Here is a 26,594-nt window from a genome sequence, read left to right on the forward strand (position 1 = left end):
GGAGCCCAGCGCCATGAACCGAAACGATACGACCCGCAGCGTCGAGCTGCGCACGATCGACTGGCCTGCCGCCGCGCGTGCCGCGCAGGCGGCGGCCGAGGCCGCCGGGCGGCTCGGCGTGCGCGTGAACGTCGCGGTCGTCGATGCGGCCGGGCTGCTCGCGGCGTTCGTGCGCATGCCCGGCGCGCCGCTGCATTCGATCGACATCGCGATCGACAAGGCGTACACGGCCGCGAGCTTCGGTCTGCCGACCGGCGCGTGGCACGCCGCCCTGGCGTCGCACTCGGACGCCGTGCGGCAGGGCCTCGTGCTGCGACCACGCTTCGTCGCGTTCGGCGGCGGGCTGCCGATCGTCGACGACGGTGCATTGATCGGCGGCATCGGCGTGTCGGGCGGCAGCGAGGCACAGGACGCGCAATGCGCGCAGGCGGGGCTCGATGCGGCCGGCCTTGGCGGGTCGTGACGCGCGGCATGCGACACGGCAAGACACGGCACGACATCGCACGCTGACACGCTTCACGAACCCACGGATCACGGATTCACGACTATCGGTAACTCCATCATGTACGACACCGAACCCAACGCCGCGAAACGCGGCCCCGCCGGCGGGCAGCCGGAACCGCGGCGCGTCCACAACTTCATCGACGGCGACTATCGCGCGGGCAAGCGCTGGTTCGACAAGCGCTCGCCGCTCGACAACGCGGTGATCGCGCGCGTGGCCGAAGCGAGCCGTGCCGACGTCGACGCGGCGGTGCAGGCCGCCCGCGCGGCGCTGGCCGGCCCGTGGGGCGGGCTGACGGTCGCGCAGCGCGTCGAGCTGCTGTATGCGGTGGCCGACGGCATCACGCGCCGCTTCGACGATTTCCTCGAAGCGGAAGTGGCCGACACCGGCAAGCCGGTGAGCCTCGCGAGCCATATCGACATTCCGCGCGGCGCCGCGAACTTCAAGGTATTCGCCGACGTCGTGAAGAACGTGCCCGGCGAAACCTTCGAGATGGCGACGCCGGACGGCGCGGGCGCGCTCAACTACGCGATCCGCCGGCCGGTCGGCGTGGTCGGCGTGATCTGCCCGTGGAACCTGCCGCTGCTGCTGATGACGTGGAAGGTCGGGCCCGCGCTCGCGTGCGGCAACACGGTGGTCGTGAAGCCGTCGGAGGAGACGCCGCAGACGGCCGCGCTGCTCGGCGAAGTGATGAACGCGGCGGGCGTGCCGCGCGGCGTCTACAACGTCGTGCACGGCTTCGGGCCGGCTTCGGCCGGCGAATTCCTGACGACCCATCCGGGCGTGAACGCGATCACGTTCACCGGCGAGACGCGCACCGGCGCGGCCATCATGAAGGCGGCGGCCGACGGCGCGCGGCCCGTCAGTCTCGAGATGGGCGGCAAGAACGCGGCGATCGTGTTCGCCGACTGCGACTTCGACGCGGCCGTCGAAGGCACGTTGCGCTCGTGCTTCGCGAACGCGGGGCAGGTTTGCCTCGGTACCGAGCGCGTGTACGTCGAGCGTCCGCTGTTCGAGCGCTTCGTCGCGGCGCTGAAGGCCGGCGCCGAGCGGTTGCAACCCGGCCGCCCGGAAGCGGCGTCGACCGGCCTCGGCCCGCTGATCAGCCAGGAGCATCGCGACAAGGTGCTGTCGTACTACCGCAAGGCGGCCGAACTCGGCGCGACGATCGTGACGGGCGGCGGCGTGCCCGACATGCCCGACGACCTGCGCGGCGGCGCGTGGGTGCAGCCGACGATCTGGACCGGCCTCGGCGACGATTCGCCGATCGCGCGCGACGAGATCTTCGGGCCGTGCACGCTCGTGATGCCGTTCGATTCGGAAGCCGAAGTGATCGGCCGCGCGAACGCGAATGCGTACGGGCTGTCGACCGCGATCTGGACGACCAGCCTGTCGCGCGCGCATCGCGTCGCGGCGTCGATCGACGTCGGCATCGCGTGGGTCAATTCGTGGTTCCTGCGCGACCTGCGCACCGCGTTCGGCGGCGCGAAGCAATCGGGCATCGGCCGCGAGGGCGGCGTGCATTCGCTCGAGTTCTACACGGAGCTGCGCAACGTCTGCGTGAAGCTCTGACCCAACCGTTACTGACCGGAACACTCTTATGGACTCCACGTTGATTACCACGCTGGGCGACCGGCTGTACGACGCGATGACGTCGCGCGAACCGATCGCGCCGCTGACGTCGCAGCACGAGGACCTGTCGGTCGACGACGCGTACCGCATCCAGCAGCGCTTCGTGCAGCGCCGCCTCGACGCGGGCGAGACCGTGATCGGCAAGAAGATCGGCGTCACGTCGAAGGCGGTGATGGACATGCTCGGCGTGTACCAGCCCGACTTCGGCTACCTGCTGTCGGGCATGGTGTATGGCGACGGCGAGTGCATCGCGCTCGACACGCTGATCCAGCCGAAGGCCGAAGGCGAGATCGCGTTCGTGCTGAAGCGCGACCTGCTCGGCCCCGGCGTGACGAACGCGATGGTGCTGGCGGCGACCGAATGCGTGATGCCGTGCTTCGAGATCGTCGATTCGCGCATTCGCGACTGGAAGATCCGCATCGGCGACACGGTCGCCGACAACGCGTCGTGCGGCGTGTTCGTGCTCGGCGACAAGGCCGTGAGCACGCGCAGCGTCGACCTGTCGACCTGCGGGATGGTGCTCGAGAAGAACGGCGACGTGATCGGCACCGGTGCCGGCGCGGCCGCGCTCGGCTCGCCGGTGAACGCGGTCGCGTGGCTCGCCAACACGCTCGGCCGCCTCGGCATTTCGCTGAAGGCCGGCGAAGTGATCCTGTCCGGCGCGCTCGCCGCGATGGCGCCGGCCGCGCGCGGCGACAACTTCCGCGTGTCGATCGGCGGGATCGGCGCGTGTTCGGTGCGGTTCGCGTGAGCGCCGCCCGTTCTCCTTTCCACGCTAACGAGGCATTCCCCATGACCCGAAAGATCCGTTGCGCGCTGATCGGTCCCGGCAACATCGGCACCGACCTGCTCGCCAAGCTGATGCGCAGCCCCGTGCTCGAACCCGTGTGGATGGTCGGCATCGATCCCGATTCCGACGGCCTGAAACGCGCGCGCGAACTCGGCCTCAAGACCACCGCGGACGGCGTCGACGGCCTGCTGCCGCACGTGCAGGCGGACGGCGTGCAGATCGCGTTCGATGCGACGAGCGCGTACGTCCACGCGGAGAACAGCCGCAAGCTCAATGCGCTCGGCGTGCTGATGATCGACCTGACGCCGGCCGCGATCGGTCCGTACTGCGTGCCGCCGGTCAACCTGAAGGACCACATCGGCTCCGGCGAGATGAACGTCAACATGGTCACCTGCGGCGGCCAGGCGACGATCCCGATGGTGCGCGCGATCTCGCGCGTGCAGCCGGTCGCGTACGGCGAGATCGTCGCGACCGTGTCGTCGCGCTCGGTCGGCCCCGGCACGCGCAAGAACATCGACGAATTCACGCGCACGACGGCCGCGGCGGTCGCGCAGGTCGGCGGCGCGAAGGCGGGCAAGGCGATCATCGTGATCAACCCGGCCGACCCGCCGCTGATCATGCGCGACACCGTGCACTGCCTGACGGAGAGCGCGCCCGAAGAAGCGCGCATCGTCGAATCGGTGCACGCGATGATCGCCGACGTGCAGCGCTACGTGCCCGGCTACCGGCTCGTCAACGGGCCGGTGTTCGACGGCAATCGCGTGTCGGTCTATCTCGAGGTCGAAGGCCTCGGCGACTACCTGCCGAAATACGCGGGCAACCTCGACATCATGACGGCCGCCGCCGCGCGCACCGCCGAAATGTTCGCCGAGGAACTGCTGGCCGGCCGCCTCACGCTGGCATCGGCCGCGCAGGCGGCCTGATGCCCGCGGACGCGACTTCCACGACCGGACGAAAAGGAACGGAAATGAATCTCAAAGGCAAGCGAATCACCGTCCACGACATGACGCTGCGTGACGGCATGCACCCGAAGCGTCACCAGATGACGCTCGACCAGATGCGCTCGATCGCGAGCGGGCTCGACGCGGCCGGCGTGCCGCTGATCGAAGTCACGCACGGCGACGGCCTCGGCGGCTCGTCGGTGAACTACGGCTTTCCCGCGCATACCGACGCGGAATACCTTGGCGCGGTCATCCCGCTGCTGAAGCGCGCGAAGGTGTCGGCGCTGCTGCTGCCGGGCATCGGCACCGTCGACCATCTGAAGGAAGCGCACGCGCTCGGCGTGCATACGATCCGCGTCGCGACGCACTGCACCGAGGCGGACGTCTCCGAGCAGCACATCGCGATGGCGCGCAAGCTCGACATGGATACCGTCGGCTTCCTGATGATGAGCCACATGAACAGCCCGGACGGGCTGGTGAAGCAGGCGAAGCTGATGGAGTCGTACGGCGCGAACTGCATCTACATCACCGACTCGGCGGGCTACATGCTGCCCGACGACGTGAAGGCGCGCCTCGGCGCGGTGCGCGACGCGCTGCAGCCCGACACGGAGCTGGGCTTTCACGGTCACCACAACCTCGCGATGGGCGTCGCGAACTCGATCGCCGCGATCGAGGCCGGCGCGAACCGGATCGACGGCGCGGCGGCGGGGCTCGGCGCCGGCGCCGGCAACACGCCGCTCGAAGTGTTCGTCGCCGTGTGCGAGCGGATGGGCATCGAAACCGGCGTCGACGTGTGGAAGATCCAGGACGTCGCCGAGGATCTCGTCGTGCCGATGATGGATTTCCCGATCCGGATCGACCGCGACGCGCTGACGCTCGGCTATGCGGGCGTGTACGGGTCGTTCCTGCTGTTCGCGAAGCGGGCGGGCGACAAATACGGGATTCCGGCGCGCGACATCCTCGTCGAGCTCGGCCGGCGCGGGATGGTCGGCGGCCAGGAGGACATGATCGAGGACACCGCGCTGACGCTCGCGAAGGCGCGCGCGGCGCAAGCGAAGCGGGAGGCCGCATGAACCTGTCGACCGACACGATCGAGGCGCTCGCCGCGCATCTCGACGACTGCACGCGTGAAGCATGCGACACGCCGAAGATCACCGATCGTCATCCGGAGATGGACTGGGACGACGCCTACGCGGTGCAGGATGCGATCCGCCGCCGGCAGCTCGCGCGCGGCGCGCGGATCGTCGGCTACAAGGCCGGCCTGACGTCGCACGCGAAGATGCGGCAGATGGGCGTCGACACGCCCGTGTTCGGTTTCCTCACCGACGTCTACGACCTGCCCGACGGCGGCGAGTGCGACACGTCCGCACTGATCCATCCGAAGGTCGAGCCGGAAATCGCGTTCGTGACGAAGGCGGAACTGAAGGGGCCCGGCTGCCACGTCGGCGCGGTGCTCGCCGCGACCGATTTCGTCGTCGCCGGGATCGAGGTGATCGACAGCCGCTACCGCGATTTCAAGTTCGACCTGAAGAGCGTGGTGGCCGACAACACGTCGGCCGCGCGCTTCGTCGCGGGCGGCCGCCCGCTGCCGGTGGACGGCGTCGACCTGCGCACGCTCGGCATCGTGCTCGAGAAGAACGGGCTGCCGGTCGCATTCGGCGCCGGCGCGGCCGTGCTCGGGCATCCGGCCGCGGCGATCGCGATGCTCGCGAACCATCTCGGCGCGCGCGGCGAATCGATCCCGGCGGGCAGCCTGATCCTGTCGGGCGGCATCACGGAGGCGGTGGCCGTCGCGGCCGGCGACAACGTGACGCTGCGCGTGCAGGACATCGGCTCGGTCGGCCTGCGCTTCATCTGAACGTTCCGAACGCAACGGGAGGCCATCGTGCCGGTAGCTCATCTGTACATCCTGGAAGGCCGCGACGACGACAAGAAGGAACGTCTGATCGCGGAAGTCACCGAAGCCATCCATCGCTCGCTCGACGCACCGCTCGAATCGGTGCGCGTGATCATCACCGAGATGCCGAAGGCGCATTTCGGGATCGGCGGGCAGAGCGCGAAGAAACGCGGGCGCTGACGCGCCGCGCGCCATCGAAACCGACTGGAGAAGCATCATGTCAAGCAATCCCGAACTGGGCCGCCGGATCGTCGCGGCCGGTCTCGACACCAACTATCACGACCTCGGCGACGGGCCGCCGGTGCTGCTGATCCACGGCTCGGGGCCGGGCGTCACGGCCTATGCGAACTGGCGGCTCACGATGCCCGCGCTTGCCGCGCGGTTTCGCGTGATCGCGCCGGACATGGCCGGCTTCGGCGAAACCGAGCGGCCGCGCGATTACGTGTATTCGATGGACCACTGGGTCGACCACGCACTCGGCCTGCTCGATGCGCTCGACGTCGAGCGCGCGCACGTGATCGGCAACTCGTTCGGCGGCGCGCTCGCGCTCGCGCTGGCGATCCGCGCGCCCGAACGGGTCGGCCGGCTCGTGCTGATGGGCGCGGCCGGCACGCGCTTCACGCTCACCGAAGGGCTCGACGCCGTGTGGGGCTATACGCCGTCGATCGGGAACATGCGCGGCCTGCTGGACATCTTCGCGTTCGATCGCACGCTCGTGAACGACGAGCTCGCGAAGCTGCGCTACGCCGCGAGCGTGCGGCCCGGCTACCAGGAGGCGTTCGCGAACATGTTTCCCGCGCCGCGTCAGCGCTGGGTCGATGCGCTCGCGAGCGACGAGGCGAAACTGCGCACGCTGCCGCACGAGACGCTGATCGTGCACGGCCGCGAGGACCGCGTGATTCCGCTCGACAGCTCGACGCGGCTGCTGGAACTGCTGCCGAATGCGCAGCTGCACGTGTTCGGCCGCTGCGGACACTGGACGCAGATCGAGCACGCGGCGCGCTTCAACCGGCTCGTGATCGAGCACTTCAACGAATAGCCGGCGGGGGCGGCGCGCGGGACGACCATAAAAAATCAATTCAGTAGAACGAATATTGGAGACATCGATGAAACGAAAGGCTGCATTCGGACTGGTTTCGCTCGCCGCGTGCGCGGGCATGGCGCTGAGCACCGGCGCGTTTGCAACGGAGGGCGGCGGCGACACGATCGGCGAGGGCGCGGAAGCGTTCTTCGCCGGCGCGCTGCCGCCGGCCGGGCTGTACGCGCTGCTGTACTACACGCACTACCATGCATCGCGCTTCAACGATTCGCACGGCAACGGTTCGGTGCCCGGTTTCAAGCTCGATGCCGACGTGCTGATTCCGCGCGTCGTGTGGATGTCGAACCTGTCGGTGCTCGGCGGGCGCTACGGTGCGTATGCGGTGCTGCCGATGGAGCATCTGGCGCTGGATGCGGGCGGCGCGTCGTTCGACCGCACCAATCTCGGCGACCTGATCGTCAGCCCCGCGCTGATCGCGTGGGGATCGGGCGCGTTGCGCACCGTCGCGGCGATCGAATTCGTGTTCCCGACCGGCCAGTACGACATGCGTGCGGCGCTGAACACCGGCAAGAACTACTACACCGCGCGGCCGGTGTTCGGCGTGACGTGGCTGCCGAACGACAAGGTCGAGGTGTCCGCGAAGATCACGTACAGCTTCAACTCGCCGAACAACGACACCCATTACCACTCGGGCAACCTGTTCCACATCGATTACTCGGCGAGCTACGCGGTCACGCCGAAGGCGCGCGTCGGGCTGTCGGGCTACTTCGTCAAGCAGACCACCGACGACATGCAGAACGGCCAGCCGGTCGCGGGCGACGGCTTTCGCGGACAGACGTTCGCGATCGGCCCCGGTGTCCGTTACCAGTTCGGCAAGGTCAGCCTGGAAGCGCGCGTCGTGAAGGAATTCTTCGTGCGCAACCGTCCGGCCGGCGAGGCCGTTTGGGCGAAGGCCGTCATTCCGTTCTGACGGTGCCGCGCGGCGCGGACGGCCGCGGGCGGTTGCGCGCGTGACGCCGCCGCGATGGGGCGTCACGCGGCACTGCGTCGCGCGTTATCGCGCGAGTGCGGCGAGGCGCGGGAACAGCGGCAGCGCGTTCGCGCGATTGAGCGCGGCGTGCCGGTCGGCGCCCAGCGCGGCATACGCGTCCTGCGCCGCGGTGAACGACGTGCCGACGGCCGGCGGCGCATACGGGAAGTCGCTGCCGTACAGCACGCGATCCGGTTGCGCGAACGCGGTGAGGCTCGGCAGCGCGGACGGCGACGACAGCGCGGTGTCGAAGTAGAACGTGCGCAGCAGGTCGAGCAGCCCGTCGCGATCCGGCGCGTCGTTGCGCACGCCCGGCGCGAGTTCGGCAAAGCGGTACGCGGTGTACGGCAGGAAGCCGCCGGCGTGCGACAGGATGATGCTCACGTTCGGGTAGCGCGCGATCACGCCGTTGAGCACGAGCTGCAGCGCGGTGCGCGTCGTATCGAACGGGTAGTCGAGCAGCGGGCCGGGCATGCCGGGCAGCACGTCGATCGCGGGCTTGGCCGGATGAATGAACACCACCGCGTGGCGGCGATCCAGCGCGGCCCACACGGCGTCGAATGCCGCATCGCCGAGATAGGTGCCGCCGTAGTTGCTGAGCAGCACGACGCCGTCGGCCTTCAGCGTGTCGAACGCGTGATCGATCTCGGCGAGCGTGCCGTCGACGTCGGGCAGCGGCAGCGTCGCGAAGTTGCCGAAGCGGGTCGGCCGTTGCGCGACGAGGCCGGCCACGTATTCGTTGACCTGGCGCGCCATGTCGCGCTTGGCCTGGCCGTTCCAGCCCTGCACGCCGGGCGCCGTCAGCGACAGCACGCCGGTCTGGATCTCCAGCGAGTCCATGAACGCAAGCGCGGCTTCCGGGCTCCAGGTCGGGCTGCCCCAGCCGGACGGATCGCCGCCGTGCGACGGGAGGGCTGCGGCCCAGAACGGCGGGACGACATGCTGGTGAACATCGATGCGGTTGCGGTCGGACACGACGGGGCTCCTTGCAGGTGGGCTGCGACGCAGCGGATCACCATCAGGATGCGCGCGCTTGATTTTTCATTCCAATAGATTAAATTTCGAGATTAATCGTTTCGGGTGATCAATCGACCGTATGGACCTTCGCCATTTGCGCTACTTTCTCGCGGTTGCCGAAGAAGGGCATTTCGGCCGCGCGGCGGAGCGGCTCCATATCGTGCAGCCCGCGTTGAGCGCGCAGATCCGCGCGCTCGAGGAGGAACTCGGCGCGACGCTGTTCGAGCGCAGCACCCGCAAGGTGCTGCTGACCGACGCGGGCCGCTTGCTCGTGGCCGAAGCGCGGCACACGCTCGAGCAGGCCGCGCGCGCGAAGACGGTCGTGCAGCGCGCGGCGCGCGGCGAGACGGGCATGGTGCGGATCGGCTTCGTCGGCAATGCGGTCGCGACGGGGCGGCTGTCCGACGACCTGAGCGCGTTTCACGCGGCGTGGCCGGAAGTGGCGCTCGACCTGCACGAAATGGCGCCGGCCGCGCAGCAGGACGCGATCCTGGCGGGCCGGCTCGACATCGGCTATTGCCCGGCCTTCGGCACGGCGTTCGATCCGAAGCTGGCCGTGCGCACGATCGGCAGCTGGGCGTGGGACGTGATGATGAGCGACCGGCATGCGCTCGCGAAGCGGCGCTCGGTGAGCGTCGCGGCGCTCGCGGACGAACCGTTCATTTTCTATGCCGCCGACGGCGACGACGAAGGGCAGCTGGCGATCCTGCGGCGGGTGCTCGGCAAGACGCCGCACATCGCGCACAAGGTGAGCAGCACGCTGTCGGTGCTGGCGCTGACGGGCGCCGGTCTCGGCGTGGCGCTGGTGCCGGCGCCGCTCAGCCGGATCGCGGCGCCGAACATCGTGTACCGGAAACTCGCCGGCAGCGTGCCGGGGTCCGAACTCGTCGCGCTCAGCCGCAGCGGCGGGGAATGGGGCGCGGTACGGCAGTATCTGGCGATGCTGGGCGGGCGCGCCGCATGAGCGTCGCGGCGCGCGCCGGCGTCACCGCGTCACTCTTCGTCCATCAACCGGACCTTGACCCGCTTGCCCTTGATCTTCCCCGCATTGAGCTTGCGCAGCGCGTCGCGCGCGACGCCGCGCTCGACCGCGACATAGGTCGAGAACTCGGTCACGTTGATCTTGCCGATCTGCTTGCCGTCGAACCCCGCGTCGCCGGTCAGCGCGCCGAGCACGTCGCCCGGGCGGATCTTGTCCTTGCGTCCGCCGAGGATCTGCAGCGTTTCCATCGGCGGCAGCAGCGTGTCGTTGCCGGCCGGCTTCAGTTCCGCGAGCGGATGCCATTCGACGTCGCGCTTCTGCGCCTGCTCGATCGCGCCGACGCGGCCCATCTCGTCCATGCTGGCGAGGCTCAGCGCCCAGCCTTCCTGGTCCGCGCGGCCGGTGCGGCCGATGCGGTGCACGTGCACTTCGGGGTCGGGCGTCACGTCGACGTTGATCACGGCCTCGAGCTGCGCGATGTCGAGCCCGCGCGCGGCCACGTCGGTCGCGACCAGCACCGAGCAGCTGCGGTTCGCGAACTGGATCAGCACCTGGTCGCGCTCGCGCTGTTCGAGCTCGCCGTGCAGCGCGAGCGCGTGGAAGCCCTGCGCGTGCAGCACGTCGAGCAGGTCGCGGCATTGCTGCTTGGTGTTGCAGAACGCGATCGTGCTCACCGGCCGGTAGTGGTTCAGCAACTGGCCGACCGCGTGCAGCCGCTCGGTTTCCGTCACTTCGTAGAAGCGCTGGCGGATCTTGCTGTCATCGTGGCGCTCCTCTAGCTTCACTTCCTTCGGATTGCGCAGGAACTGCTGGCTCAGCTTCGCGATGCCGTCCGGGTAGGTCGCCGAGAACAGCAGCGTCTGGCGCGTCGTCGGGCACATGCGCGCGACTTTCGCGATGTCGTCGAAGAAGCCCATGTCGAGCATCCGGTCAGCTTCGTCGAGCACGAGCGTGTTCAGCGCGTCGAGCTTCAGGTTGCCGCGGTCGAGGTGATCCATGATGCGGCCCGGCGTGCCGACGACGATGTGCGCGCCGTGCTCGAGGCTCTGCGCCTGCGGGCGCATCGGCGTGCCGCCGCACAGCGTCAGCACCTTCACGTTTTCCTCGGCGCGCGCGAGGCGGCGCACTTCCTGCGCGACCTGGTCGGCGAGCTCGCGGGTCGGGCACAGGATCATCGCCTGCACGTCGAAGCGGCGCGCGTCGAGGCGCGCCAGCAGCGCGAGCGAGAACGCGGCGGTCTTGCCGCTGCCCGTCTTCGCCTGCGCGATCAGGTCCTGGCCGGCCAGCGCGATCGGCAGGCTCGCGGCCTGGATCGGCGTCATGTCGACATAGCCGAGCTGCGCGAGGTTCGCGAGCGTGGCGGGCGTCAGCGGCAGCGCGCTGAAGGGCGTGGCGGTCGGCTGGGTCATTCGAGGTCTCCGAGGTAAGGCTTGCCTTCCATCTGTTCGTAGGCGACGTTGCCTTCATCGTCCTCGAAGCGTTCGAGATAGTTGCGCGCGCCGCACAGCGGGCAGCGGAACAGCAGCCCCTGGCCTTCGTCCTTGATGACGACGTCGGACGTTTCCCACTGCGTGCCGCAGCTCTGGTTTCGGCAAGTAAACACGGTCTTTCTCCAGCTGAATTCGGTTGGTGGCGCGCCCGGGCGGGCGCGGCAACGAAGTGCGGCGCTCGCGCGGCTCGGGCGCGGGCCGCACCGGCGGTCGCGTGGACCGCGTCGATGCGGATGGTGGATCGGTGGCGACGGTGTCGCGCGTGCCCGCAATTCTAGCGGATGCGGGACGGTGGCTGGGGCGACCGGCCCCGCGCGGCCCGCAGCGGGGTCATCGGCAGCGGGTCGGCTGGCGGCGGAGGGCCGGTGGCGGACGACCGGTGGCGGACGGCCCCGGCAGCGGGCGATCGGCCGTGGTGTGGTCGGCGGTATGGCAGCCGGTGAAGCCTACGCAGGACGCAGCACGCTGCGCCGTCCGCATTCGCGATGAAAAACGGCCGCCCCGAAGGGCGGCCGTGCGATGCGGCGAAACGGGACCGGACGCGTTACAGCGCCATGTCGGCCGCCGCCTTCGCGGGACGCGCCGGAGCCGTGCCCGTCGCCTGCGACGGCGCCGTCAGGTCGATCTTCGGCGGCGGCGACAGCTGCAGCACGCCGCTCGTATAGGTCCATTCCTCGACGACCTTCGCCGGGCTGTCGTTCAGCTTCGTGCCGTAGCTCGGCACGATCTGGCGGAGCTTCTGCTGCCACTCGGGCGTCGCGACCTTGTCCTTGAACACCTTCTGCATCAGGCTCAGCATGATCGGCGCGGCCGTCGACGCGCCCGGCGATGCGCCGAGCAGGCCCGCGATGCTGCCGTCCTGCGAGCTGACGATCTCGGTGCCGAGCTTCAGCACGCCGCCCTTCTTCGGGTCGCGCTTGATGATCTGCACGCGCTGGCCGGCCTGCCACAGGCGCCAGTCTTCCTTCTTCGCGTCCGGGAAGTATTCCTTCAGCGCGTTGAAGCGGTCGTCGTCGGACAGCATCAGCTGGCCGGCGAGATACTCGACGAGCGGGAATTCGTCGACGCCCACGCGCATCATCGGCGCGACGTTGTGCAGGTTGGTGCTCTTCGCGAGGTCGAAGTACGACCCGTTCTTCAGGAACTTGGTCGAGAACGTCGCGAACGGCCCGAACAGGATGATCTTCTTGCCGTCGATGATGCGCGTGTCGAGGTGCGGCACCGACATCGGCGGCGAGCCGACCGACGCCTTGCCGTACGCCTTCGCGAGGTGGCGCTTCACGACCTCGGGGTTGTCGGTCACGAGGAACGAGCCGCCCACGGGAAACGCGCCGTAGTCCTTCGCCTCGGGGATGCCCGACGCCTGCAGCAGGTGCAGCGCACCGCCGCCCGCGCCGATGAACACGAACTTCGCGTCGACGGCCTGCGGCGGTTCATCCGAATGCAGCTTGACCCACGACACGTGCCACGTGCCGTCCGCGTTGCGCGAGATCTCGCGCACTTCGCTCGACAGCGACAGCGTGAAGTTCGGCTGCGTCTTCAGGTAGCCGACGAACTGGCGCGTGATCTCGCCGAAGTTCACGTCGGTGCCGATCGGCGTCCACGTTGCCGCGACCTTCTGGTTGCGGTCGCGGCCTTCCATCATCAGCGGCACCCACTGCTTGATCTGGTCGTAGTCTTCCGAATACTGCATGCCGCGGAACAGCGGGCTCGCCTGCAGCGCGTCGTAGCGCTTCTTCAGGAAGCGGACGTTGTCGTCGCCCCACACGAAGCTCATGTGCGGCGTCGAGTTGATGAACGAGTGCGGGTTCTTCAGCACGCCCTGCCGGACCTGCCAGGCCCAGAACTGGCGCGAGATCTGGAACGACTCGTTGATCTCGATCGCCTTCGAGATGTCGATCTTGCCGTCCGCCTTCTCCGGCGTGTAGTTCAGCTCGGCGAGCGCCGAGTGGCCGGTGCCCGCGTTGTTCCAGCCGTTCGAGCTTTCCAGTGCGACGCCGTCGAGGCGCTCGACCATCGTCATCGACCAGTCGGGCTGCAGCTCGTGCAGCCACACGCCGAGCGTCGAGCTCATGATGCCGCCGCCCACCAGCAGGACGTCGACCTTCTTCGTATCGGCGGCATGCGCGGACGACGTCGCGACGCACAGCGCGAGCGCCGACAGTATTACCCGTAACGTTTTGATCACAGCAGATCCCTTTTTCAACTTGGATGCATCGGTTTGCCATGCCGCCCGGCCGATGCGGATTCGCAACCGGATCGCGCATCCGGAGATCCGGATCGCGAATCCGGAATTCCGGACCGACCGCGTTCACCGTTGCATTTGCGCACGCGAAGCCGTTGCGAAGGACACCTTCGGATCGGCTTCATGTACGCGTGCAATCGGCTGCTTCGCAGTCGTGCGACGGGCGCGCAGGCCCTTGCTGCGGGCCTCGCCGGAAGGCGTTTCAGACCGCGTCGAAAGCGGCCGCGCGCAATGCGTTCCGCGGGGCGGGATGGCAAGGGGCGCGTAATATAACCGAACTCGATTGCCGTGTCGCTCGCGCGGAATATCCCTGATTTCGTGGGGTTTTTTGTGTGTCCGGGTTTCCGGAATGACGGTGCGCGGAACGGGAAAAACGGCGGGATCAGCGGGGCGAAACGCGCGCGACGGGCATGGCGCGCATCGCGCTTGCACTTCATCGGGGCGCGACGTTGCATCGCGACCCGGTCACATCGCATTACTTCACTTCGCTGCGCCGTTCCGGCAGAACTGCTCGTATCCCTGCGCCGAGTTCGCGAAGCCATGCGCCTTCGCAAGTTCCCACGGGCGCTCGCATTGTCGGGTCGTGTCGCACCAGGCATAACCGGCCGAGCCGATGCAGCCGTGCGCGTCGCGATCGCCGCCGACCATCGGCGGGGCGGCTTCGGTAGCCTGGGCGGTCTGCGCGCCTTGCGTGTCCTGCCCGGCGACATTGGGCGGAAGCGGGGCAGGCGGTTGCGTCGCGCACGCGCCCAATGCAAACGCGAGAGCGATCGCGGCGGCAAGCGGCGCGGAAGGAATGCAATGTTTCATGCGGTAGCGCTCCATGGGATGAAGGTCGACAGCGGATGCCCGTGCACGGGCGCTTGATCGATCACGCGTCCGGCACCGGCACGCGCGACGAGAACTTGACCTCGCGCAGCGCGAGGCTCGACTGGATCGACGACACGCCGGCCTGCTTTCTCAGCACGCGTTCGACGAATTCCGCATACGTGTCGAGATCGGCGGCGACGACCTGCAGGATGTAGTCGGCCGCGCCGGTGATCTTGTGGCACGACGTCACTTCGTCGTGACGCCGCATCACGTCCTCGAAGTGATCCGAATCCTGGTCCGAATGCATGTTGAACGTGACCTGCACAAACGCGAACACGTTCATGCCGAGCGCGCGGCGGTCGAGGTTCGCCTGGTAGCCGGTGATCACGCCTTCGTCTTCTAGCCGCTTGCGCCGCCGCCAGCACGGCGTGACGCTCAGCGCCAACCGTTCGCCGAGCGTCGCGTTGGACAGCGCGCCGTCTTCCTGCAGCAGGCGCAGCATCGCGCGATCGACACCGTCCAGCTCCACCGAAGCGCGATTTTTGCTCATTTCAGGGTCTCCGTAGACGGTTTTCTCAAAATTGTACGAAACGAAGAGTTGAAAAGCAAAGTTATTGCCGGCTGGCCTCAATAGACTGTTGCCACCCCTCACAGCCTTTCACTGCAACGGTCAACCATGCTCACGGTCTACAGCAGCGATCACCATCTGCACCGCGGCGTCGAACTGAAGGACGGCGCGATCACCGATTCGTTCGAGAACCCCCTTCGTGCCGAAACGGTGCTCGCGCAGGTCCGCGCGGCCGGCCTCGGCGACGTGATCGCGCCGCGCGCGTTCGACCGCTCGAGCTATGCCGGCGCGCACAGCGCGCGCTATGTCGACTTTCTCGCCGGCGCATGGGACGAATGGGCCGCGACCGGCCGCACCTGCCAGGCGCTGCCGCTCGTGTGGCCGGTGCGCGCGATGCCGTCGGCGGCGACGCTGCCCGACTTCATCGACGGCAAGCTCGGCTTCTTCGCGATGGATGCCGGTGCGCCGATCAACGCCGGCACGTGGGACGCGGTGAGCGCGAGCGCGAACTCGGCGCTCACCGGCGCCGACCTGCTGGCGAACGGCAGCGCGCGCGCGGCGTTCGCGCTGTGCCGTCCGCCCGGCCACCATGCGGGCCGCGAGTACATGGGCGGCTACTGCTACCTGAACAACGCGGCGATCGCCGCGCAGCACGGCATCGCGAGCGGTGCGGCGCGCGTCGCGGTGCTGGACGTCGACTTCCATCATGGCAACGGCACGCAAGACATCTTCTACGAGCGTTCGGACGTGTTGTTCGCGTCGCTGCACGGCGAGCCGGCGGTGTCGTATCCGTACTTCTCGGGCCATGCCGACGAGCGCGGCGCGGGCGCGGGCGAAGGCTTCAACCTGAACCTGCCGCTGCCGAAGGGCACGCAGTGGGACACCTACTCGGCGGCGCTCGGCCAGGCCACTGCGGCGATCGCGAAGCACGCGCCCGACCTGCTCGTCGTGTCGCTCGGCGTCGACACGTTCGAGCACGATCCGATCAGCCATTTCAAGCTGCGCTCGCCCGACTACCTGCGGATCGGCGCCGCGCTCGCGCGCCTGAACCTGCCGACGCTGTTCGTGATGGAAGGCGGCTACATGGTCGAGGAAATCGGTATCAACGCGGTGAACGTGCTGCTCGGCTTCGAAGGGCGCGCGTGAGCGCATCGCTTTGCCTGCAATCGACGATGGTACGAATCACGAACCAACAGCGACAAGGAAGGAGACGAACATGAATCGGAATCGGCATCGGAACAAGGCGGCATGCGCGGTCGCGCTGGCGTGTGCACTATTCACGCTGTCCGCGCACGCGGACGAGATCGTGCGCATCGGGCACGTCGCGCCGCTGACTGGCGCGATTGCGCACCTCGGCAAGGACAGCGAGAACGGCGCGCGGCTCGCGGTCGAGGAAATCAACGCGAAGGGGCTCGCGATCGGCGGCAGGAAGGTCACGCTGCAGCTCGACGCGCAGGACGACGCGGGCGACCCGCGCACCGCGACGCAGGTCGCGCAGCGGCTCGTCGACGACAAGGTGGTCGGCGTCGTCGGCCATCACAACTCGGGTACGTCGATTCCCGCATCGCGCGTCTATCGCGACGGCGGCGTCGTGCAGATCTCGCAGGCCGCGACCAACCCGACCTACACGCAGCAGGGCTTCAAGACGACCTATCGCGTCGTCGCGACCGATGCGCAGCAAGGGCCCGCGCTCGCGATGTACGCGGCGAAGCACCTGGGCATCAGGACGGTCGCCGTGGTCGACGATTCGACCGCGTACGGGCAGGGCCTCGCGACCGAATTCGAAAAGGCGGCGAAAGCGGCCGGGATGAAGATCGTCTCGCGCGATGCGACCAACGACAAGGCGATCGACTTCCGCGCGATCCTCACGAAGATCAAGGGCGAGAACCCCGACGCGATCATGTACGGCGGGATGGACGCGACGGGCGGTCCGCTCGCGAAGCAGGCACGCCAGCTCGGCATGCGCGCGAAGATCCTCGCCGGCGACGGCGTGTGCTCGACCGACCTGCCGAAGCTCGCGGGTCCGGCATCGGACAACGTCGTGTGCTCGGAAGCCGGCATCGCGCTCGAGAAGATGCCGGGCGGCGCGGCGTTCGTGAAACGTTACGAGGCGCGCTATCGCCAGCCGATGCAGGTGTACGCGCCGTTCTCGTACGACGCGGTGTACATCATCGTCGACGCGATGAAGCGCGCGAACTCGACGGACCCGGCGAAGGTGCTCGCCGCGATGCCGGCGACCGACTATCGCGGCGTGATCGGCGAAACGAGCTTCACGCCGCAGGGCGACCTGAAGCACGGTGCGATCTCGGTATTCACTTACAAGAGCGGCAGGAAGGCGCTGCTCGATATCGTCAGGATGTGATGCGAGCGGGGCGCACGGCGCAGCGCGCCATGCGCGGTCGTGCGCCCCGACGTCTTACGACGCCTGTACGCGGCGCGGGTCGGCCCGGCGCTGCTGTTCGGCGTCATGCACGATGTGCAGTTCGCGCGTGCGGATCGGCAACGCGCAGTCCGCATCGGCGAGCGTCTTGCGCACCTGGCGCGCGAGGCGCCAGCGCATCGCCCAGAACTTGTCGGTGTGCGTCCACACGCGCATGTTCGCGATCGCCGTGCTGTCGTCGAAGCGCATCACCATCACGTCCGGTGCCGGTTCCGTCAGCACGTCGGGATCGGCTTCGGCCAGCGCGCGTAGCGCGTCGAGCGCGCGATCGATGTCGTCGTGCACCGACACTTCCACCTCGAGATCGAGACGGCGCGTCGGATTGCGCGTGTAATTGCGGATCGCGCTGCCCCACAGCGCGCTGTTCGGCACGTATTCGCAGATGCCGTCCGGCTTCGTCAGCCGCGTCATGAAGAGGCCGACTTCGTCCACCGTCCCCGCGACGCTCGAGCCGCCGTCGATGTAGTCGCCCACCTTGAACGGCCGCAGCAGCAACAGCATGATGCCGGCCGCGATGTTCTGCATCGTGCCCTGCAGTGCGAGCCCGATCGCGAGGCCGGCCGCGCCGAGCACCGCGACGATGCTCGCGGTTTCGATGCCCAGCTGCGACAGCGCGCCGACGATCGCGACGATGCGGATGCCCCACACGGCGACGTCGCAGAGGATCGGCCGCAGCGTGTCGTCGACGCGCTCCTTGTTCGCGAGCAGCCGGCTCAGCCAGTTGCCGATGCGTTTCGACAGCCACCAGCCCGCAACGAGCAGCGCGAGGGCGGCGCAGAGCCTGAGCGACAGCGTGGACAACGCGTTCCACAGGAACGTCCAGCGTTCCGGATGAAGATGATCGAGAAACATGACGGGATTCCGGGTTGAGGACAGAAGGCGCGACGGGCGGCGCACCCGCCGTGGCCCGGCGGGCATGCGCGCGTGCGCGGGCAACCCTCGACTGTACAGCCATGCGGGGTGTCACGCGACCGAAGGGGCGCATCCCGCGCATTTTTACGGCGACTTTTGTCTTTCGTTCATGTACTAAGACAACTTCTGAACAAATCGGATTGGTCCTATTCGGCGATGTTGGTCGCGCCAGTACACTCGCCTCCAGGCTACCGGATCGCGACGCTCTTTCCTCCGCGATACCCGGTTCATTTCAAATTTTCATGGATAGCGAGTGACGACGCGATGCGGTTCGACCTGTGTTTACGTCTCGCACGCGAACAAGGTCGATCCGCGCAACGCGGCGCCATCCGCTTTCCCGTTCGCCGCGCGCTGCTGCGCGGTGTCATCGCGGCGGCGTGGCTTGCCGGCACACAGGGCGCGATGGCGCTGGCATCCTCCGGTGCCGTGCCGTCCGCGCCCGTGGCGGCGCAAGCGGCCGACCTTGTCGACGTGCCTTTCTTCAATTCCGCCCGCACCGTCTGGGGCGGCTTGCTTGCGTCGACGGTGGTTCCGCGCATCGTGGCGGATGCGCAGGCGGTGCGTGTGCGTGCGGAGGCCTATCCCGGCATGTTCGTCGTGCGTGCCGGCGCCTGTGCGCCGTACGTTGTCCTTTGCGATGCGGCACGGGGTGCGATCGAGCGGGGTTACGCAGGGCGTTTCGATTATGGTTTTGCATCGCATCTTCCCGCGATCGGCACGCCTTCGGCATTCGCATCGCGTCGGGTCGAGCTGGCGTCCGCGCAACCGTTCGTGCTCGCGGAGCGGGAGAGCGGCGCGCGGGCCGGTGCGATCACCGGCAGCCTGCATGCGTCGCTGGCGCGCGCCGAATTGCCCGACGGTGTCGTGGCGCAGCTGACGCGCATGTTGGCCGGTCGTATCGACCCGAAGCTGCACGGCGCGACCGGCGACACCTTCCGTGTCGCATTCGAATCCGATGACGATGCGGCACTGCCGGACGGCGTGCGCGTGACGGCGCTCGACATCCGCTTTCGCGGCCGGCGCGTCGCGGCCGTGTGGTTCGCCCCCGGAGCGGGGGTGCCGGGCGCCTACTACGATCTCGACGGCATGCCGTTCGACGGCACCCGGTTCGCGATGCCGGTCCGGTCGACTCGCACCAGTTCGCGCTTCGGCGCGCGCGTGCATCCGGTGACCGGCGCGCGCCACGTGCATTCGGGCGTCGATCTCGCCGCGCCGACAGGGCGCGCCGTCCATGCCTCCGAGCGCGGCGTCGTGACGTTCATCGGCACCGAGCCGCGCGGTTACGGCAAGTATGTGGTGATCCGTCATGACGGTGGCTATGCGTCGTACTACGCGCACTTGTCGGCGTTCGAGCCCACGCTGCGAACCGGTGCGCGGGTCGCCCGAGGTCAACGGGTGGGCGCGGTCGGCAGTACCGGGACCGCGACCGGCCCGCATCTGCACTTCGAGGTCCGGCGACACGGCCGTCTTGTCGATCCGATCGGCCTCGTGCAGGCGGCGAAGGCAGCGAAACTGAAGGGCGAGCAGCGTGTCGCGTTCAACCGCGTGGCCTACGCCGCGCGCACGCAGTTGGCCGCGGCCAGCTTGACGTCGCCGCTCGCGACGTCACAACGTGGCGCCCGGCGTGACGGCTGATGTCGCGACGTCGCGCGTGCTCGCCCGGCGTACCGTGTGCAGGCGCGACCACGTCATGTTTCAGGCTATCCATCTGGTGCTCGTCATGCCCGTATGCGATGTTCCCGGCGGGCATCGGAAGCAATAAAGGCAAGCGCCTGGCGAATCGGCGCCCGGCGCTTGCCTTCCGTTTGACGGTCAGCCCGTCAACCCAGCGGCCAGTTCAGGATCGCGATGCCGTCGTTGTAGTCGCCGTCCGTACCGTCTTCGGAGCCGACCAGCCCGAAATAGGTCTTCTTGAAGATGTCGACCTGGCGCGAACCGATCTTCGACGGCTTGCCGTTCGCCGTCACGACCACGCGCACCTTCCCCTTGCCCGAGTTCACGATCTGCGTGTTCAGGTTCGCGTCCTGCGTGCCGGCGCCCTGGAACGTTGCGGCCGGTTTCGGGTTGTCGTCGACGAAGACTTCGATCGTCTGCTGCGCGGACGAATTGACGAGCGCCGTCACGCCGAATGCAATGTTCGGCGGCAGGTTGAAGATGCCGTCGCGTTCGCCGCCGCCGGTCGTCGTGGTGTCCGGCTGCGTGGGTTGCGGTTGCGGCGTCGCCTTCGAGAAGTAATTGACCACCGCACCGACGCCGAACTTCGCCGCCGCGCCGGGCAGCACGCCGGGTGCGCCGGCCCACGTCACCGTGCAGGCGATCACCTGCCCGGCCGCATCGGCCTTCACCTTGTTCTGCCAGCTGCCGACATCGAAGCTGTACGGGATCGTTGCGATGTCGACGAACACATCGTATTGCGGCAGCTTCTCCACGAGCTGCGCGGTCATGAACTGACGCATCCGGTCGAGCACGGCCTGATCGCCGTTCGATTGCACGGCGGTTGCATCGTTGCCGGCAAGTTGCAGCAGGGCGTAGAGATCGTCATGGGTAAACGGTTGTGACATGTCTTCCTCGTCTTGATGGAATGTCTCGCATCGCGCGGCCGGTGAGCGGATCTCGCCGTCGTCTCGCGCGGAGCGCGGCGTGGGACTGCAAATGACTGCTCGAATGAATCGCTTCACAACGGGTGGCCGGGGCGGTTGGCCCCGTCGCCATTGCGGCTTCGACGGCGGCGCGCACGCGTTGCCGCGCCGCGCATCGCCGGGTTCAGCCCAGCGGCCAGTTCAGGAACACGATGCCGTCGTTGTAGTCGTCGTCGGTGCCGTCTTCCGAGCCGACGATTCCGAAGTACGACTTCTTGAAGAGATCGATTTGCCGCGAGCCGATGCGCGACGGCTTGCCGTTCGCCGTCACGATCACGCGTACGCGCCCCTTGCCGGAGTCGAGCACTTTCGTGCCGAGGTTCTGGTCCTGCACGCCCGCGCCCTTGAACGTGGCGGCCGGTTTCGGGTTGTCGTCGATGTAGATGTCGATCGTCTGGTCGTTCGCCGCGTTGGTGAGTGCGGTCACGCCGAACTTGATGTTCGGCGGCAGGTTGAACGTGCCGTCGCGTTCGCCGCCGCCGCCGATGTTGCCGGCACCGCCGCCGGTTTCGGTGCCCTGATTCCCGCCGCCTTGCGACGACGATTGCGCGGCCGTGTCACCGATCGCGGAAATGCTCGCGTACGAATCGATATGCATCGCGCTGCCGCGCACGCTTTTCCACTGCCCTTTCACGAACGTGACGCCGCTCCCGACGTCGATCGTCGCGACGAGCGTGAACGGCATGCGCCCAGTGCTTTCGGGCACCTTCGACGAATAGGTGAAGCAGCCGTCCGCGACGACGCCTTTGTCGGTCGCGATCGCGAAATAGATGCCGGGGAAATTGTTGCCGGTCGCGTACGGCGTCGGCACGTTGAGGATGACCTGCAGTTTCCCGTCGCGAATCTCTGCCTTGGCGATGTCGATATGCAGGCCGGGGATGTCGACGTACGTCTCGGACGTGACGACGGGTGCGCTGTTGATCGAAGCCGAAAGAAGCGGCATGGAAGTCTCCTGTGATAACGCTGTTCTGGATTGGGGGGCTGCGTGAGGCCCGCTTGATGGGCGCGAACCGCTGGCCGGCCAGACGACGGTGGGCCGGCACGGCGCGGCCGCCGATCGTGCGTCAGGTCAGCCGATCGGCCACTGCAGCACGACGATGCCGTCGTTGTAGTCGCTGTCGTGACCGTCTTCCGACACGACGATCCCGAAGTTGACCGTGAACGGCGAACCGTCCGATTTCTTGCCGCTGATCGGCGCGAGGCGCGCATCGGTGGCCGACGTCTTGCCGTTTACCGTCACTTCGAAGCGCAGCTTGCCGTTGCCCGAATTCAGCGTGGCTTCGCGCGGGCCGTCGCGCGTGGTCAGCTTGTGATAAGCGGCCGGTTCCTTGCTGTCGCCGATGAAGAGCTTGATGTGCTGCTGCTCGGCAGCATTCGCGAAGAAAATCGCGCGGAAGTCGGTGTTCGGCGGAATCGAAAACTCGCCGGCGCGATTCGAGGACGTTTGAGTTTCGGCCATGCTTTCCTCCTGGAAGTCGATGGATAAGGCACTTCACCGTGTCTCGCAAACGCTTGCAGTTTCAAACACGGTTCAGTCAGCATGGCGAAAAATAAATGAAAAAATATTCGACCGGGAATGGGAATTGTTCAGAAAATCGGAAACTGAAACAGTTCGATTTAATGGTGAATATTCAATGGAGCGTCGTTCGATATATCTCGGAAATTATATCGATGCGTGTCACGCTTTTTTGAATAATGGCGGGGTGTGCAGGCGGGAATGAAGGGAATGGCGGGAGGGATCCGGCTTCGGCGCAGACGCTCGGCGTTCGCATATGGCAGCGTGTTGTTTCAACATCGTCTTTCCCTGTCGTGGCCGCGTCCACCGGCCACCATCGAGCGCCCGCGCCGAAGCCGGCTCGCAACGAAGCGGGGTGCGGCGCCGATGAAGCTCGATGACCGGCTCACTCCGAACTTGAACAGGGCATTTCACCGGCACCGCACCCGACGAAGCATATCGGCCTGCTGTCGCGACGCCTATCGGACGAGGCTGATTTTTGCGCGCGATATTACCGGGCGCCGGCCTGATATACCTGACAGGCGATCAATTTTGAGATTAGCGGTATCGTGCAAGACGCGCGTGCGCTCGCTATTCGGCGGCATTATTCATTCAATCGGCCCGTTACCGGGCCCTCACGAGGACAGTGCGATGACGAAACCCGATAGTCTGAAAGGCGAGATCAAGGGACAGGCACAGGACGCAGACCGTCACAACCTGGCGCGGCCCGCCGTGAACGGCGCGTTGTGGGCGCGCGGCCTGACGACGCAGCGCGTGGCCGACCTGTTCAGGACCCTGCCCGGCCTCCCGGGGCACTGGATGCAGCTGCAGAACGAAGTCAACGCAGGGAACCGCTATTTCTATGGTGTCCAGAACGGTCACCAGACGACCGACGAAGGAAAGGAACTGATTCGCTGGATCGCCGATGCGGTGGTCAGCGCCGCGCAGAAGGCGGGATTCGATTTCCCGTTGCAGCAGCTCAGGTTTACCGCCGACACGGGGTGGCTGAAGCTTCAGCGCGTGTCGGGGCGGGTGATGGTGTTGTCGAGGCCGTGAGCGTCGCCGATGGTAGTCGAAGTGCCGGCGTGTCGGCGGTCGAGTCGGTCGCGGCTGCGGGAACGCGCGCTGCCATCGACGATCGATCGTGGCCTCGAGCAGGCTGCCGACGACATCACTGACCGAAACGCTGCGCCACCGCATCCTTCAAGCGCGCGGCGGTGAGCTCGCCCATGTGCGATTCGACGAGCTCGCCTTTCGCATCGAAGAACAGCGTCGTGGGCAGCCCGCGCGATCCGTACGCATGCATCGCATGCAACGACGGATCGAGCAGCACGTTGTCGAAGCGCAACCCCTGCTGTTCGAGGAACGCGCGCACGGCCTGCGCGTTTTCCCCCTGGTTGAGCATCAGCACCGTAATGCCCGGATGATCGCGTTGCGCCTGTTCGAGGAGCGGCATCTCGCGCCGGCACGGTGCGCACCACGTCGCCCACAGGTTCACCACGACCGGCTTGCCTGCAAAGCGTTGCGGCAGGACGGGCGTCGCATCGAGCGCTTCGAGCTGCAGCGCGGCGAACGGCGGCGCGGTGCGCTGCAGTGTCGCCAGCGTGCCTTGCGCGATGCCCCACGCGGCGAGGCCTGCGACGATGCCGGCCGCCACGGGTTTGCGCAGCGCGGGCAGGCGACGCAGCCGCCAGACGGCGAACGCCAGTGCGGCGGCGATGCCGATGCGCCAGTCGAAGCCGCCGTCACCGAGCGCGACGATGGCGCGCGGCGTCGTCGCGTAGTCGCGCCACCATTGCGCGACATAGCCGATACGCGCGGCGACCAGCCCGAGCAGCAGCACGTCGAGGATCAGGCTCGACGCGCTCTTGTGATGTCCGTCGGGAGGGCGGCGCTGGATGAAGCGGGCTACGAGCCACGCCAGCAGCGCGGCGGCGGCTACCGCGACGACGCGGATCGAGAAGGGACCGATGCTCAACATGGGGAGAAGAGGGTGCGGGGATCGTGGATCGACCGGCGAACGCGATGCCGTCGACGGTCATGTGACGTTTCGACCCTACGGGACGCACACGGGTTCCCTTGGCGACCGCGCGCCATGCACCGCCCGACGCGTGCGAATCGCATGCCGGGCACCGGCATTCAGGACGACGTCGTTTTCGTCGAAGTCTTGCGACGCATCAGGCCGCCGACGTTCGCGCAGGTCAGGTAATTACTGCCTGCTTCCGCTCGAGCCGGAAGGCGCACCGCCAAGCCGGTACGCGGTAAAGAATTCGTACCACGGCGAACCCTGTCCGGCCGGCACGCCGAGTGCCGACGTCCGCTGCTTCAAGGCCGTGAACACATCGTTGATGCGCGCGGCCTGTTCGGCATCACTGAACGGACGCGGCTTCGCCCTGCCGGCCGCGAATGCGCCGTAGGCGATCGCGAGCAGGCGCGCGCCGTCGTCGATCGAGGTGACGGACCCGTTGATCGCCTCGACGAAGCGCGGCCGGTCCGCTTCTCGCGATGCGGCGATGCACTGAAACACGATCGCCGACACTTCGTGCAGGTCGCTCGCGCGCAGCAATGCCGGCAGGCGCGCAGCGATCCGGTCGGCCGGTTCCTCGTGCAGCGCGGCGGCGAAGTCGAGCACGGCGGCCATCGGATTGCCGTCCTGCTGCACGCGATCGAGCGCCGATGCGGGCGCCGCCGCCGCTTGCGCGACGTCGCCGGGCGCGGCGCGCAGCACGTCCGCGACCTGCTGTTGCCACGCCGGAAAGATCATCCGCACGTTGCCGAACTGCTCGCCGCCTTGCGCGGCCGGATTCCACCGATAGACGATCGTGCCGCCGCGAATGAACGGCGAATACAGATGCTCGGGCGTCTGCGGCAGCGGCCGCCCGTTGATCGGCAGCCATGCGAGCGTGAGCCAGTCGTAGCGGCCGGTGGCGGGCACCGACGGGCTGGAACTCGCGACGACCTGCCAGGTGCCGCGGTTCGCGTAACGCCGACGCGCATCGGGCACTGCGACGGTTTGCCGTTTCGCGGTATCGAAGTAGGTATTGCCGGTCACGTTTTCGCCGCTGTCCGGGGCCGGCGTGAGGGTGGCGATGACCCAGGATGCCCCGTCGGCCGAACGATAGTCCGACGGCTGCAGCGTGGCGACGTCGTGCACCATCCGCGTTTCGGCGGCGACGGGGCTCGGCGGCAGACCGGCGGGGCCGGCGACGATACTCGGCATGGACGTTCCTCGGAATGGGGGGTGTATCGGCACGCGCGCCGAACGCGAACGATGTCCGGCGGCGCATGTCGTCCGTCGTAACCACTGTAGAACGCCGCCGCCGGAAACGGAAACCGGCCGCGGCGGCCTCGAGCCGCGCAACGCGCTCACGCGCACCGCCGCTTCGGCTTACCATGCGCATCCTGGGCCCGCACGACGAACACCGATCGGGAGCGAACATGACCGACAGCAAAACCATCACGGAACACTGGACGCACGTTGCCGACCAATGGATCGACTGGGCCGGCAGGCCGGGCCACGATGCGTTCTGGAAGTATCGCGACGGGCTGGCAGCCTACCTCGGCCGCGGCACCGGCCGCGCACTGGAGATCGGCTGCGGCGAGGGACGCGTGAGCCGCGAACTGAAGGCGCTCGGCTACGACGTGACCGCGAGCGACGCGGTGCCCGCGATGCTCGACGCCGCGCGTCGCGCGGCATCGGCGCACCGCTACGCGCTCGCCGATGCCGCCTCGCTGCCGTTCGATCCGGCCAGCTTCGACATCGTGATGGCATACAACGTGCTGATGGACCTCGACGACATGGCGGCCGCGTTGCGCGAGGCACGTCGCGTGCTGAAGCCGGGCGGGCTGCTGTTCGTGTCGCTCGTGCATCCGTTCCGCGATCGCGGCCGTTTCGCGGGGCCGCAGCCCGACGCGCCGTTCGTGCTCGAAGGCACGTATTTCGGCAGCGAGCATTTCGAGGGCGTGGAAACGCGCGACGGGCTGTCGATGCACTTCGCGGGCTGGTCGCTGCCGCTCCAGGCCTACATGGATGCGCTGGAGGCGGCCGGCTTCGCGATCGTGTCGCTGCGCGAGCCGCTGCCAGATCGCGCCGACACGGACACGCTGAAGCAGTGGTCGCGCGTGCCGCTGTTCCTGTGGATCAAGGCGCGGCCGCTGGATTGAA

General features: G+C 67.7%; 28 protein-coding genes. 16 read left to right on the forward strand and 12 right to left on the reverse strand.

Annotated features, from left to right (window positions below):
* The first annotated feature begins 13 nt into the window (after window positions 1-13).
* The 9 genes from DIE17_RS19940 (at window position 14) to DIE17_RS19980 (ending at window position 7,771) form a co-directional block, all read left to right on the forward strand.
* On the forward strand, window positions 14-463 hold the full coding sequence (locus DIE17_RS19940) for a GlcG/HbpS family heme-binding protein (protein ID WP_124487095.1): 450 nt from the start codon (window positions 14-16) through the stop codon (window positions 461-463).
* A 99-nt stretch (window positions 464-562) separates the two neighbouring features.
* On the forward strand, window positions 563-2,074 hold the full coding sequence (locus DIE17_RS19945) for a 2-hydroxymuconic semialdehyde dehydrogenase (protein ID WP_124487094.1): 1,512 nt from the start codon (window positions 563-565) through the stop codon (window positions 2,072-2,074).
* Between the two features lie 28 nt (window positions 2,075-2,102).
* Window positions 2,103-2,885 (forward strand): 2-oxopent-4-enoate hydratase, encoded by a 783-nt coding sequence (gene dmpE, locus DIE17_RS19950; RefSeq protein WP_124487093.1) that lies wholly within the window; start codon window positions 2,103-2,105, stop codon window positions 2,883-2,885.
* 41 nt (window positions 2,886-2,926) lie between these two features.
* Window positions 2,927-3,847 carry an acetaldehyde dehydrogenase (acetylating) gene (locus DIE17_RS19955; RefSeq protein ID WP_124487092.1) on the forward strand — a complete coding sequence of 307 codons (921 nt, stop codon included), beginning with the start codon at window positions 2,927-2,929 and terminating at the stop codon, window positions 3,845-3,847.
* Window positions 3,848-3,891: 44 nt separating this feature from the next.
* Window positions 3,892-4,938, forward strand: coding sequence for a 4-hydroxy-2-oxovalerate aldolase (gene dmpG / locus DIE17_RS19960; RefSeq protein WP_124487091.1), 1,047 nt, complete (start codon window positions 3,892-3,894; stop codon window positions 4,936-4,938).
* Window positions 4,935-5,723, forward strand: a complete 789-nt coding sequence (dmpH, locus tag DIE17_RS19965; protein ID WP_124487090.1) for a 2-oxo-3-hexenedioate decarboxylase — start codon at window positions 4,935-4,937, stop codon at window positions 5,721-5,723. The genes dmpG and dmpH overlap by 4 nt, the downstream gene beginning before the upstream one ends.
* Window positions 5,724-5,747: 24 nt before the next feature.
* Window positions 5,748-5,942 carry a 2-hydroxymuconate tautomerase gene (locus DIE17_RS19970; protein ID WP_257129466.1) on the forward strand — a complete coding sequence of 65 codons (195 nt, stop codon included), beginning with the start codon at window positions 5,748-5,750 and terminating at the stop codon, window positions 5,940-5,942.
* Between the two features lie 37 nt (window positions 5,943-5,979).
* Entirely contained in the window at window positions 5,980-6,801 is an 822-nt protein-coding gene (locus DIE17_RS19975; RefSeq protein WP_124487089.1) for an alpha/beta fold hydrolase, read from the forward strand.
* A gap of 67 nt (window positions 6,802-6,868) precedes the next feature.
* Window positions 6,869-7,771: a transporter gene (locus tag DIE17_RS19980; protein WP_124487088.1), complete on the forward strand. Its 903-nt coding sequence runs from the start codon at window positions 6,869-6,871 to the stop codon at window positions 7,769-7,771.
* An 84-nt stretch (window positions 7,772-7,855) separates the two neighbouring features.
* Here the strand turns inward: DIE17_RS19980 and hndA are convergent, their stop codons facing one another.
* Window positions 7,856-8,806 (reverse strand): 2-hydroxy-1-naphthoic acid nonoxidative decarboxylase, encoded by a 951-nt coding sequence (gene hndA / locus DIE17_RS19985; RefSeq protein WP_124487087.1) that lies wholly within the window; start codon window positions 8,804-8,806, stop codon window positions 7,856-7,858.
* A 121-nt stretch (window positions 8,807-8,927) separates the two neighbouring features.
* On the opposite strand from hndA, the gene DIE17_RS19990 reads away from it, so the two are divergent.
* Window positions 8,928-9,812 (forward strand): LysR substrate-binding domain-containing protein, encoded by an 885-nt coding sequence (locus DIE17_RS19990; protein ID WP_124487086.1) that lies wholly within the window; start codon window positions 8,928-8,930, stop codon window positions 9,810-9,812.
* 29 nt (window positions 9,813-9,841) lie between these two features.
* Here DIE17_RS19990 and dbpA read toward each other — a convergent pair whose 3' ends face one another.
* From dbpA to DIE17_RS20015, 5 genes are all read right to left on the reverse strand, one after another.
* Window positions 9,842-11,239 carry an ATP-dependent RNA helicase DbpA gene (gene dbpA / locus DIE17_RS19995; RefSeq protein WP_044845449.1) on the reverse strand — a complete coding sequence of 466 codons (1,398 nt, stop codon included), beginning with the start codon at window positions 11,237-11,239 and terminating at the stop codon, window positions 9,842-9,844.
* Complete coding sequence (locus tag DIE17_RS20000; protein ID WP_044845448.1) at window positions 11,236-11,433, reverse strand: hypothetical protein; 198 nt, start codon at window positions 11,431-11,433, stop codon at window positions 11,236-11,238. The genes dbpA and DIE17_RS20000 overlap by 4 nt, the downstream gene beginning before the upstream one ends.
* Before the next feature lie 431 nt (window positions 11,434-11,864).
* Entirely contained in the window at window positions 11,865-13,508 is a 1,644-nt protein-coding gene (mqo, locus tag DIE17_RS20005; protein ID WP_124487085.1) for a malate dehydrogenase (quinone), read from the reverse strand.
* 537 nt (window positions 13,509-14,045) lie between these two features.
* Window positions 14,046-14,375, reverse strand: coding sequence for a hypothetical protein (locus tag DIE17_RS20010; RefSeq protein WP_124487084.1), 330 nt, complete (start codon window positions 14,373-14,375; stop codon window positions 14,046-14,048).
* A gap of 61 nt (window positions 14,376-14,436) precedes the next feature.
* The gene (locus tag DIE17_RS20015; RefSeq protein WP_124487083.1) at window positions 14,437-14,925 is read right to left on the reverse strand and encodes an Lrp/AsnC family transcriptional regulator; all 489 of its coding nucleotides are present in this window, start codon (window positions 14,923-14,925) and stop codon (window positions 14,437-14,439) included.
* A 126-nt stretch (window positions 14,926-15,051) separates the two neighbouring features.
* Here DIE17_RS20015 and DIE17_RS20020 point away from each other — a divergent pair, with 126 nt between their 5' ends.
* Window positions 15,052-16,089 carry a histone deacetylase family protein gene (locus DIE17_RS20020; protein ID WP_124487082.1) on the forward strand — a complete coding sequence of 346 codons (1,038 nt, stop codon included), beginning with the start codon at window positions 15,052-15,054 and terminating at the stop codon, window positions 16,087-16,089.
* A 70-nt stretch (window positions 16,090-16,159) separates the two neighbouring features.
* Window positions 16,160-17,305: a branched-chain amino acid ABC transporter substrate-binding protein gene (locus DIE17_RS20025; protein ID WP_124487081.1), complete on the forward strand. Its 1,146-nt coding sequence runs from the start codon at window positions 16,160-16,162 to the stop codon at window positions 17,303-17,305.
* Window positions 17,306-17,359: 54 nt separating this feature from the next.
* Here the strand turns inward: DIE17_RS20025 and DIE17_RS20030 are convergent, their stop codons facing one another.
* On the reverse strand, window positions 17,360-18,235 hold the full coding sequence (locus tag DIE17_RS20030) for a mechanosensitive ion channel family protein (RefSeq protein WP_124487080.1): 876 nt from the start codon (window positions 18,233-18,235) through the stop codon (window positions 17,360-17,362).
* Between the two features lie 324 nt (window positions 18,236-18,559).
* Here DIE17_RS20030 and DIE17_RS20035 point away from each other — a divergent pair, with 324 nt between their 5' ends.
* Window positions 18,560-19,930 (forward strand): M23 family metallopeptidase, encoded by a 1,371-nt coding sequence (locus tag DIE17_RS20035; RefSeq protein WP_124487147.1) that lies wholly within the window; start codon window positions 18,560-18,562, stop codon window positions 19,928-19,930.
* Between the two features lie 185 nt (window positions 19,931-20,115).
* Here DIE17_RS20035 and DIE17_RS20040 read toward each other — a convergent pair whose 3' ends face one another.
* The 3 genes from DIE17_RS20040 to DIE17_RS20050 all read right to left on the reverse strand — a co-directional run bounded on the left by DIE17_RS20040 (window position 20,116) and on the right by DIE17_RS20050 (window position 22,393).
* The gene (locus DIE17_RS20040) at window positions 20,116-20,856 is read right to left on the reverse strand and encodes a fucose-binding lectin II (protein WP_124487079.1); all 741 of its coding nucleotides are present in this window, start codon (window positions 20,854-20,856) and stop codon (window positions 20,116-20,118) included.
* Between the two features lie 202 nt (window positions 20,857-21,058).
* The gene (locus DIE17_RS20045; protein WP_044845440.1) at window positions 21,059-21,877 is read right to left on the reverse strand and encodes a fucose-binding lectin II; all 819 of its coding nucleotides are present in this window, start codon (window positions 21,875-21,877) and stop codon (window positions 21,059-21,061) included.
* A gap of 126 nt (window positions 21,878-22,003) precedes the next feature.
* Complete coding sequence (locus DIE17_RS20050) at window positions 22,004-22,393, reverse strand: fucose-binding lectin II (protein WP_124487078.1); 390 nt, start codon at window positions 22,391-22,393, stop codon at window positions 22,004-22,006.
* 19 nt (window positions 22,394-22,412) lie between these two features.
* On the opposite strand from DIE17_RS20050, the gene DIE17_RS20055 reads away from it, so the two are divergent.
* The gene (locus DIE17_RS20055) at window positions 22,413-22,655 is read left to right on the forward strand and encodes a hypothetical protein (protein ID WP_124487077.1); all 243 of its coding nucleotides are present in this window, start codon (window positions 22,413-22,415) and stop codon (window positions 22,653-22,655) included.
* A gap of 425 nt (window positions 22,656-23,080) precedes the next feature.
* A complete protein-coding gene (locus DIE17_RS20060) occupies window positions 23,081-23,485 on the forward strand; it encodes a hypothetical protein (protein ID WP_044845438.1) in 405 nt (134 codons plus the stop codon).
* A gap of 115 nt (window positions 23,486-23,600) precedes the next feature.
* Here the strand turns inward: DIE17_RS20060 and DIE17_RS20065 are convergent, their stop codons facing one another.
* Together DIE17_RS20065 and DIE17_RS20070 are read right to left on the reverse strand one after the other, a co-directional pair.
* Window positions 23,601-24,410: a TlpA disulfide reductase family protein gene (locus DIE17_RS20065; protein ID WP_124487076.1), complete on the reverse strand. Its 810-nt coding sequence runs from the start codon at window positions 24,408-24,410 to the stop codon at window positions 23,601-23,603.
* A 228-nt stretch (window positions 24,411-24,638) separates the two neighbouring features.
* Entirely contained in the window at window positions 24,639-25,649 is a 1,011-nt protein-coding gene (locus tag DIE17_RS20070; protein WP_124487075.1) for a hypothetical protein, read from the reverse strand.
* Between the two features lie 218 nt (window positions 25,650-25,867).
* On the opposite strand from DIE17_RS20070, the gene DIE17_RS20075 reads away from it, so the two are divergent.
* Window positions 25,868-26,593 (forward strand): class I SAM-dependent methyltransferase, encoded by a 726-nt coding sequence (locus DIE17_RS20075; RefSeq protein WP_124487074.1) that lies wholly within the window; start codon window positions 25,868-25,870, stop codon window positions 26,591-26,593.
* Window position 26,594 lies beyond the last annotated feature (1 nt).

Source organism: Burkholderia sp. Bp9099, from assembly GCF_003857805.1.
Taxonomy (GTDB): Bacteria; Pseudomonadota; Gammaproteobacteria; order Burkholderiales; family Burkholderiaceae; genus Burkholderia.